Source organism: Bradyrhizobium sp. IAR9 (assembly GCF_013408065.1).
Lineage (GTDB): Bacteria > Pseudomonadota > Alphaproteobacteria > Rhizobiales > Xanthobacteraceae > Bradyrhizobium.
The window spans coordinates 118,984-127,927 of the sequence record NZ_JACBZW010000021.1 but is presented as its reverse complement, the minus strand read 5'-3'; the positions used below and the strand labels follow the sequence as shown (position 1 = coordinate 127,927).

Below are 8,944 nucleotides of genomic sequence, written 5' to 3'. Positions count from 1 at the left end.
GCTCTCCACGGCATCGCCACCTCCCGCAGAACAAAAGCGGAAAGTGTAACCCATGTGTCCGGTACGTTCTGTCACCTATGTCTCGGGCCGCTCACGCGACGGGCAAAAAACCTAAAAACAAGGGACGTGGAGAGCCACCGGATTCATTGGTGGAGAACCGCGGATACCTGGCAAGCTTCCCGAGCTTGCATGCGGGGATTCGATCCCCGTCGACCGCTCATCCCTATACCAATCGGGTCTTCCCCCACTTGATGAATCCCGCCTTGGCGCGTCTGCAAGGCATCCCCAGCGACTCGCCACCAAGCCGCCCATGGCAGTCTCTGGCCGCTTTCCCGGGAGGCGACGATGCTCGATTTCTCGAACAGGAAAAGGTCGATCCGGAGCCCGCTATTATTGCCGAAGCTGTGTCATAATTTGTCTGAGGCCAACTGTGTTCGAGGTCGCGGGAACAGACCGAAACGACCATTTGCCGGGTCGCCGGTGAAGGTCTCCACATTCGCCCATTTGTCGATGCCCTTTGGCAGGTCGACGTTCTCTACGACGATGATCTGACCAAGTTTCGATACGCTCGACAGGTGTTCGAAGAAGTGGTCTTTCAGCGAGGACTTTTTCAAGGCTTCTTCGTCGTCGCTCAGCGGGCTGTTTGTGCGCAGCGGATCGCGGTAGGTGAGCAGCGGCGTATCAAGCACCAAGAACCCAGGATGGGGGAGATTGCGCTCACGGCAATAGATGAGCAGGGCGACCTTAAATGCGGAATGCGTCACCGCACGAACGCCCTTGCCATTGTCTTTACGCTTCTTGCCATCGATGCGAAGGTCATAGGCGCCCTCATCGAACGAAACGTGGCGGTCACCAGGGAACTTCCACGCGCTCAAGACGCGGCTTACGGTCTGGGCAAAGTCGTGCATCACATTGCCGGGTGCGCCGAGCGTCGGCCTGTCAGCCTTCGTTGCGGGCTTGGCCGTGAGCAGTGCTTCCTTGCGATCAAGCAGGTTTTGGCGTTGGAGCAGCAGATCTAGGCCGCGCTTGACACGATCGCGCACCTCAAGAACTTCGTCGAGTCGCTTCTTGCTGTCGGAAACATTTGGCGCCATGCGCTGCAAGTCGGTTTCCACGAGCGCCAGCTCTTCTTCAAGCTCTTCCAATGACTTCTCGATCAAAGCGCCTTCCTGATCCAGGCTCTGGATGGTCTGCCGCAATTCCGACTGCTGCTTCCGGATTTTCGCGATCTCAATGTTCGCTGCTTTCTGTGCGCGTTTGATGTCGGACATACCATGCGTGTGGCTCTGATCGTCCGGTGAAGCGCCGCACAGCGGGCACGGCTGGTCACCCGACAATGCGAGGATAAATCCTGCCTCCTCGATCGATTCAAGTCGCTTGATGTCGGACGCATAAACTTCTTCGAGTTGCTCGAAACGCCCGTAGTTGATTTGGATTTCGTTGCGGCGCTCCGTTGCCCGGTAAATATCGCGCGCCAAGTGGTTTTTGGCCTGCAATTGCTCGCGGATGGATTCCTGTGCGGCCTGTGCAGCATTCTGAGCTTCGGCGTAAGATCGCTCCAGTCGATCGCTCTGATCCTTTAAGTCGTCAACGTCGGGGTAATCAGCCTCGATCTCGTCGTTGACCGTCTTCAGTAGGTCGTCAATGACCTCGACTTTCGCGGCTCTCGTACTGGTGAACGTCTTCCTGTCGACGACAGTCACGATCGCACTGTCGTCTTGGCCGGTAAGCATGAGCTTAAGGACGCTGTGCTCGGGCGTCGTGCCCGTGAATTGCCCGGACTCGGCGGGCGACGTTTCGCTCTGAATAGAGGCTTCGTCGATGAGGCAATAGCGAACCAAGTCGCGGAAACTCAGCGAGCGCTTGTTTCCGTAAACGTCTTCGGCAATCTCCTTGCCGGACAGGCCCAGTTCGCTGAGTAAGAACTGTGACATGTTGTCCGTTTTAGTCGCACTGTGCTTGGCAGACAGTTTTCGCTTGTCCTTCCTCTTCGGGTCGGCTTCGAGCACATTTCCTGGAAGAAGCTCGTAGGCACCGCCTGCCAGAGCCCGCAAAATCGTGGTGTCGTTGGATTTCGGCAGCGTGAGCGCCAGCCAAGACCGATCGTAACCGTCACGCTCGTTTATCTCTGGCAGCGGTCCCGAGCCGCCCAGCATAAAATCAAGACCCTTTACGGTGAAAGATTTGCCGGTGTTCGACGCGCCAAACAGAACATTCAGTCCGGGCGCGAAGGCGACGCCGGCGTTCGGCTTGCCTTCACCTGTGAAAGTCAGGCTTGAAAGTGTGATGCGCGGTGCCGACGTCATGTTGTACCCGGGTTGCCCGCCTCGCCTTGAAATTCAACAGCCCAGCGTCCGATCCGCTCCGCGATAAGCCCGGCCAGATCCGAGTCCGACCGTTTCGTCAGGAAGGAGGCGAGCCACACAGCGCGCTCTTTCAGTTCGTTGGAGTATTTAGAGCGCAGCGCTTCGACGAAAGCCGATGCATCCTCGCTTGCCCGGTAAGTAATGCCGCGATCGCCGACTTCCGCCTCGATCATGTGAAGCCGCCGCATCAACTTAATGCCTTCCTCGACTAGGCGCCGCCGTACCAGTAGTTCGCCCGTTCGCTGCGGGATATCCGGATGCAGGCTTTCTGGCCCGTTGATGTCGGAAGTATGGACAACAAGATGATCGCACCATGTGAGGTGAGTGAGATCGAAGGCACGCGGATGAACTGCGTCCAGGATGACGACAGCGCGCACGCCTGTTTCCAGAGCGCTGTTGAACAGCGGAACCGGCTCGCTCGATTCGGCGATGACTACTTCTTCTGCCATTTCAACTTACCTTCATTGGCAAAATGGTGGCAGATGCCCTGCTTCACGGGGACGCGCGCGTGCTTAGCTAACACGCCAGACGGCTGAACGTTCGCGGCCTGCTGCATGACAGCGTTGGCGCGCGTCAGTGCATCCGGGTGAACTGCGCCGTGAGCTTCGGCAACGCCGTGGAGCATATCGTTGCGAAGGAGATCGATTTCCTCCGTCATGGTGTTGTCGCGATAGAAGCGCGTGAACGCGTCCGCATCAAAGAAACGTTCGCGTTGCATCGCGAGATGCGGGGCGTGGTCCGCGTGCTTCGCGATTGCGGAGTGATCGGCATATAGTTTGCTGTCGCGCTCGCTGTAAGCGTCCAGCAGTTGCTGAACGTAAGGCATCTCGCGATCCTCAATCGTGCCGGGGACCACGCCTTTTGGCGCAGGGTCCGGGCTCTCTGCGAACTTCTTGGCCATGAGAATCTTGCCTGCAGCGTCGGCGAGCATCACATCGACCGAGATCACCGATACGTTCGAGAAATCCCAGGCCTCGATGAACTTCTTCAACGCGTCGGTCAGGGCGATGGTCTTTTTCCGCGTGATGGTCTTAGCGCAGTAGTCGTCCCAATTGTCGATGAGGGCCTTCTTCAATTCGCTCGGCTTCGAAATATAGGTGCGAAGCGTCCGGACGACACCCTTGGGCGCGACGAAATAAAACTTCGTCGGCGCGGTGAATTCGCCTTCGTGTGCGAAGTACAGAATTTTGCCGATTTCACCGAGCCCCACATTGAGCGGGACGGCCTTGCCGTATTGCTTACACTGATAGTTGTGCCAATCGCCTTCATGCCGTTGCTTCGACAGATAGCCGACGACGTCGCGGCCCATGTCGCCCGCGCCGGAAAACCGCTCGACCTCGAAATAGCCCTTCTTCAGCGACGCCCATTCGCGCGCGAACTTTTCCAGCTCGTCGGCTGGAAGCGCGACGATGTAGCGCTCGGGATGCAGTAGGGGCATGAGGGACAGGGTACATTGAGGAAAAGTACCTTCGATTATTCGCACGCGTCGCGGCCCCTTGCCAAGGTCTCCCGCGCCGGAACCAGCGTCGACCGGGCAGTTCGTCGCCTTCAAGAGACCGGGCGAGAGCTCTGCCGATCAGACCTGCCGCATTGGTGGCGTGATGCCCCTGTTTTGCTGGGCGGGTCGGCCCTTTCGTTGCGTCGCGATCGGTCAGCGCCACGCTGCCAGCCGCCCCTTCGCGCGCGCGATGTCCAAGCCCGTACGCCCCCGCTAATGCGCACCAATGCCCGCGCTCTCAATCACCCGCTTGTAGCGCGCCGTCTCATCCACGATGAACGGCACCATCTCGGCCTGCCCTTTGTCCGCGATCGAGACCTGGCCGTTGGTGGTGAGGTCGGCGGCGATGCCGGGGTCGGCGAGCACGGCGGCCATCGCCTCGGAGAGCTTGCTTACAATTTTCGGGTCGGTCCCGGCGGGGACCGAGACCCAGGTCGAGCCGGCATTGACGGCGTCGGGGTAGCCGGCCTCGAGCACCGTCGGCGCATCGGGCAGCGCGGCCATCCGCGCCGCCCCGGTGGTGCCGAGCACCTTGACCTTGCCGGTGTCGATCAGCGGCCTCAGCACGGTGAGGTAGTCGAAGGAAACGTCGAGGACGCCCGACATCATGTCGGTCATCTGGTTCGCGCCCGACTTGTAGGGCACATGGGTCAGCTTGATGTCGGCGGCCGCCTGGAACATCTCGCCGGCCAGATGCTGGGCAGTGCCGGGGCCGGGGGAGCCGAAATTGACCTTGCCCGGGTTGGCCTTCGCGTAGGTGACGAACTCGGCCAGCGTATTGTAGGGCGCTGCCGCGGTCGCGACGAGGATCTGGTTCGACGAGCTCACGCCGCGAATGTGGACGTAGCTCAGAAGCGGGTCGTAGTTGAGCTTCGTCAGTCCGAGGTTCGGCTGGATCGTCATCGGCCCGCCGGAGGCGTAGAGCACGGTGTAGCCGTCCGCTTGCGCCCGCGCCACGAACTCCGTCCCGATGGTGCCGCCGGCGCCGGGCCGGTTCTCCACCACCACGGGCTGCCCGAGTCGCGTCCGCAGCAGGTCCGCGATCTTGCGCGAGACGAGGTCGGTGACGCCGCCGGCTCCGAACGGCACCACCCAGGTGATTGCGCGGCTCGGCCAGGACTCCGCGGCCGTCTGCGCCCGCGCGGCGCTCGCATGAGGTGCCAGCGCCATCGCGACGACGAGACAGAGAAACGATCTTGCGAGCGCTCTCGTCATCGCCCTTCCGGGACGCCTGCTCAGGCCGCTGCCCGCGCCAGATCTCGCGGCGGCGCCTTTCGGAGCGCTCGCACGATCCGCTCCCTCCAGGAGTCGCGCAGGTGCAAACGCCATGGATGCAGTCCTCCCCGGTACAGTGTGGCCGTTGATGGCCATCTTGACCGAAGGCTACAGTCTCGAGTCTCGTCCAACCATTGGCGCAGTCCGAGCATCACTTTTGCAAAATATGAAAAGATCGATGGATCGCCGTCAGGCCACAAGCTGCGATCCTTTAGGCTCGCTTGCTCTTGAAAAATTGCCCGACGCGTAATCCATTTCGGCCCGCGTAAGTCCTTGATCTTCCAGCCCCCGCCTACTGTGCATGGGGTTGTTTTCGCGTTTTTGTTGTTCGGGAGGCTCAAGCCCCTCGGAGGCCGCCGCCGGCTTGAACCCTCTCCCCGCCCGCTCCGACCTAGCAATGCCCCGCCCTCCGCGGCCCCGAGGTAACCCACCCCAATGTTCGACAAGTCCTACCGCGACCGCCTCGAAGCTGATCTTGCGCAATGGGAAGCCGATGGCGTGATTGCGCCGGCGGCGGCGGCCTCGATCCGCAATGCGCTGCCGCAGCTAGCGCCGGGCATCAACATCGCCGTGGTCGTCGGCATCGTCGGGGGTCTGTTGATTGCGGCCGCGTTCCTCGCCTTCGTCGCGGCGCACTGGACCGAGATCGCGCGGCTGTTGCGGTTCGCGATCCTGCTCGCCGGCATGGTCGCTACCTCTGGCCTCGGGGCCTGGTTCGCGGCGAGAGGCCGCGACGTTCTCGCCGATCTCTGCGCCAGCGTCGGTGCGATCATCTTCGGGGCGGGCATCGCGCTGGTCGGCCAGATGTATCATCTCGGCGACGACTTTGCCGGCGGCATGCTGCTGTGGTCGATCGGCGCGTTCGCCGCGGCGCTGCTGACCGGCTCGCGCGGTGCGCTTGCGGTCGGCCTCGTCGCCGCCGGCATCTGGACCTGCATGCGGACTTATGACGCGCCCGACGTCCTGCATCTTCCGTTCGTGGCGGTCTGGCTGATTGCAGCAGCTCTCGCCTTCGCCTGGAATTCGCGCGCCGCCGCTCATCTGGTCGCGCTCGCGGTGCTGCCGTGGTGGATCGCGACGTCGCTCCGCTTCGAGCTCGACGGCGCCCAGCCGTCCTTCGTTCTCGCCAACGGCGCCGCCCTGCTGTTCGGCGCCGGTCTCGCGCTCGCAGCCTGGCCCTCGCCGCGGGCGCTCCGGCTCGGGACAATCCTGTCGATCTACGGGGCGTTTTCGCTGGCCGGCGTCGCCGTCCTGGAGGTGGCGACCGTCGACGACATCATCCGCTTCAGGACCAGCACGGTATCCGCCCAGCCGATTTGGGCGATCCTGTGCGGGGCCGCGGGGGTGATCCTCGCCCTCGTCTCCGCCATGCTCACGAAGCGCGCAGGTGAAATCCTCGCATCATGCGCGATCGGGCTCGTGCTGCTCGCCGCGCCGATTTGGCCGGTCTCCACGGCCGGCGAGCCCTGGTTCGCTTACGCCGCGCTGCTTTGCGCCATGCTGTGCCTCGTCGTCTCCGGTGTGCTCGATGACGTGCGCCCGCGGATCGCCGCCGGCTGGCTCGGAATTGCCGGCGTCATCGCCGGCATCACCTGGGCGGTGCACGGCTCGTTGCTGCGCCGCTCGGCCTTTCTTGCGGGGGCCGGAATCATCGCCGTGGTCTTTGCCACCGCGCTCAATCGCATGCTGCCGAGGGCTGAGCGATGATCGGTACCATCACTGGACTCTGGCGGCGCATCCCGAAAGCCGTGCTGTTCGGCGTCGCTGTGCTGCTGCAATGCTTGCTGCTGGTCCTGATGGTCGCCGACCGCATGCAGATCCTGCGCGAAGGCGTCGAGGTGACCTTGCAGACGCAGCCGGTCGATCCCCGCGATCTCCTGCGCGGCGACTATGTCGTGCTCCGCTACGACATCTCGCAAGTGCCGGCCGGCGCGCTCGCCGGCAAGCCGGCTGACGCGCGCCATCCTGTCGTGTTCGTCAGGCTCGCGCCCAATGCCGACGGCCTTTACGCGGCGGTCTCGGTGCATGCCGCGCCGGTGCCGGTCACGGCTCCCGACGTGCTGATCCGCGGCCGCGTCGCCAATTACGGCGGGGCTTGCGGCTCGGGCCGTCACACCTTCTGCGATAATTTGCCGATCAAATACGGTCTCGAAAGCTACTTCGTGCCCGAAGGCGAGGGCAAGAAGCTCGAGCAGGCCCGCAACCAGCAAAAGCTCCGGATCGTCGCCGCCGTGCTGCCCTCAGGCCGCGCCGCCATCAAGCGGCTGCTGCTCGACGGCGAGCCGGTCTATGAGGAGCCGCTGTATTAGCGCGGCGGCTCCGGCGCCGCCTTCAACGCCCGCCGCAGCACGTCCCACACCCGGGGATCGCTCATCTGCGCCACGTTGAAGCGCATGAAGTGCTGGGATGTCTGCGACACGCTGAACACGTTGCCCGGCGCCAGCACGACATCCTGCTCCAGCGCCGCGCGCGCGACCTGCGCGGCATCCTGTCCGCCCGTGAGCCGGCACCAGAGGAAGAATCCGCCGCGCGGCACCAGCCAGGGCTCGATGCCGAGCGCCTGAAGTTTTCGCGCGACGTCGCGGCGCGTCCGCGTCAGCTTTTGCCGGAGCTCGTCCATGTGCTTGCGATAGCTGCCGCCGGCCAGCACCTTTGCGATGATCTCGGTCGCGGCCGGGCTCGGGCCGCCAAAGCTGGTTGCGACCTGGAGGTCGACGAGATGCTCGATCCAGTCGGCCCGTGCGGCGATGTAGCCTGAGCGTACCGAGGCCGACAGCGTCTTGGAGAAGCTGCCGATGCGGATCACGCGGGTGAGCCCGTCGAGCGCGGCAAGACGCGGCGAGCGCTCCGGCTCGAAATCGCCGAAAATGTCGTCCTCGATGATGGTGAGGTCGTGCGCGGCGGCCGCGGTCAGCAGCCGGTGCGCGCTCGCAAGCGACATCGTCGCGCCGGTCGGATTGTGCAGCGCCGAATTGGTGATGTAGAGCCGGGGACGCTCGCTGCCGAGGATCTGCTCGAAGCGGGTGACATCAGGGCCCGACGGCGTATAGGGCACGCCGATGATCCTGGCCTGATGCGCCCGCAGCAACGCACGGAAATTGAAGTAGCAGGGATCGTCGACCAGCACGGTGTCGCCGGGACGGAGCAGGAAGCGGCAGACGAGGTCGGCGCCTTGTGTGCCCGAGCCCGTCAGCATGAGCTGATCGACGGACGCGGGAATCGAATCCTCGGCGAGGCGGGCGAGCAGCAGCCGGCGCAGCGAAAGGCCGCCGCGCGTGCTGCCATAGTCCGTCAAGAGATCCGCATCGGTGCGCGCCAGGGCACGGACGGCGCGGCGCAAGGCCGCCTCCGGCATCCACTCCGCCGGCAGCCAGCCGCAGCCGGGCTTCGGCACGGCCGCGTCGGCATCGAGCGATTGCCTGGAGACCCAGAACGGATCGACCTCCCGGTCGCGCCGCGGCCCGGCTTCGGCCAGCGCAAGCGGCGGCATGATGGTCGGCGAGACATAGAAGCCGGAGCCGCGACGGGCGCGGATCAGGCCTTCGGCCGCGAGGCGATCATAGGCTTCGACGACGGTCGACGGCGACACGCCCATTGTGGCGGCCAGGCTGCGGACCGATGGCAGGCGGTCGCCGGCACTGAGCGCGCGGCCGGCGAGCTTGGCGCGGATCGCGCTCATCACGTCAATGGTCCGCGTGCCGCCGCGTCCCTTCGATGGCGCTCCGATGTCCAAGGTGTATCACCTTCCATACCCATACAGATTTGCCAAATTGTACTGGATTGTGACTGGCCGTGCCACCGCCGA

The 8,944-nt window shown here is 63.7% G+C and carries 7 protein-coding genes; 2 read left to right on the top strand and 5 right to left on the bottom strand.

Annotated features, from left to right (window positions below; all coding sequences use genetic code 11):
- Positions 1-407 precede the first annotated feature (407 nt).
- The 4 genes from GGD67_RS36880 to GGD67_RS36865 all read right to left on the bottom strand — a co-directional run bounded on the left by GGD67_RS36880 (position 408) and on the right by GGD67_RS36865 (position 5,079).
- Entirely contained in the window at positions 408-2,306 is a 1,899-nt protein-coding gene (locus GGD67_RS36880; RefSeq protein WP_179739791.1) for a hypothetical protein, read from the bottom strand.
- Positions 2,303-2,815, bottom strand: a complete 513-nt coding sequence (locus GGD67_RS36875; RefSeq protein ID WP_179739789.1) for an ABC-three component system middle component 2 — start codon at positions 2,813-2,815, stop codon at positions 2,303-2,305. Before GGD67_RS36875 ends, GGD67_RS36880 begins: the two co-directional genes overlap by 4 nt.
- Positions 2,800-3,918: an ABC-three component system protein gene (locus tag GGD67_RS36870; protein WP_179739787.1), complete on the bottom strand. Its 1,119-nt coding sequence runs from the start codon at positions 3,916-3,918 to the stop codon at positions 2,800-2,802. The genes GGD67_RS36875 and GGD67_RS36870 overlap by 16 nt, the downstream gene beginning before the upstream one ends.
- 159 nt (positions 3,919-4,077) lie before the next feature.
- Positions 4,078-5,079 (bottom strand): tripartite tricarboxylate transporter substrate binding protein, encoded by a 1,002-nt coding sequence (locus GGD67_RS36865; protein WP_179739785.1) that lies wholly within the window; start codon positions 5,077-5,079, stop codon positions 4,078-4,080.
- A gap of 495 nt (positions 5,080-5,574) precedes the next feature.
- Between GGD67_RS36865 and GGD67_RS36860 the strand changes: the two genes are divergently transcribed.
- Positions 5,575-6,846 carry a DUF2157 domain-containing protein gene (locus tag GGD67_RS36860; protein ID WP_179739783.1) on the top strand — a complete coding sequence of 424 codons (1,272 nt, stop codon included), beginning with the start codon at positions 5,575-5,577 and terminating at the stop codon, positions 6,844-6,846.
- A complete protein-coding gene (locus GGD67_RS36855) occupies positions 6,843-7,448 on the top strand; it encodes a GDYXXLXY domain-containing protein (protein WP_179739781.1) in 606 nt (201 codons plus the stop codon). The genes GGD67_RS36860 and GGD67_RS36855 overlap by 4 nt, the downstream gene beginning before the upstream one ends.
- Here the strand turns inward: GGD67_RS36855 and GGD67_RS36850 are convergent.
- Positions 7,445-8,872: a PLP-dependent aminotransferase family protein gene (locus tag GGD67_RS36850; protein WP_179739779.1), complete on the bottom strand. Its 1,428-nt coding sequence runs from the start codon at positions 8,870-8,872 to the stop codon at positions 7,445-7,447. The two genes, GGD67_RS36855 and GGD67_RS36850, sit on opposite strands and share 4 nt — an antisense overlap.
- Between the last annotated feature and the right edge of the window lie 72 nt (positions 8,873-8,944).

Coding starts and splice junctions, on each gene's coding strand:
- GGD67_RS36880 (WP_179739791.1), bottom strand. CDS start 2,306: ATGACGTCGGCACCGCGCATCACACTTTCAAGCCTGACTTTCACAGGT.
- GGD67_RS36860 (WP_179739783.1), top strand. CDS start 5,575: ATGTTCGACAAGTCCTACCGCGACCGCCTCGAAGCTGATCTTGCGCAA.
- GGD67_RS36855 (WP_179739781.1), top strand. CDS start 6,843: ATGATCGGTACCATCACTGGACTCTGGCGGCGCATCCCGAAAGCCGTG.
- GGD67_RS36865 (WP_179739785.1), bottom strand. CDS start 5,079: ATGACGAGAGCGCTCGCAAGATCGTTTCTCTGTCTCGTCGTCGCGATG.
- GGD67_RS36875 (WP_179739789.1), bottom strand. CDS start 2,815: ATGGCAGAAGAAGTAGTCATCGCCGAATCGAGCGAGCCGGTTCCGCTG.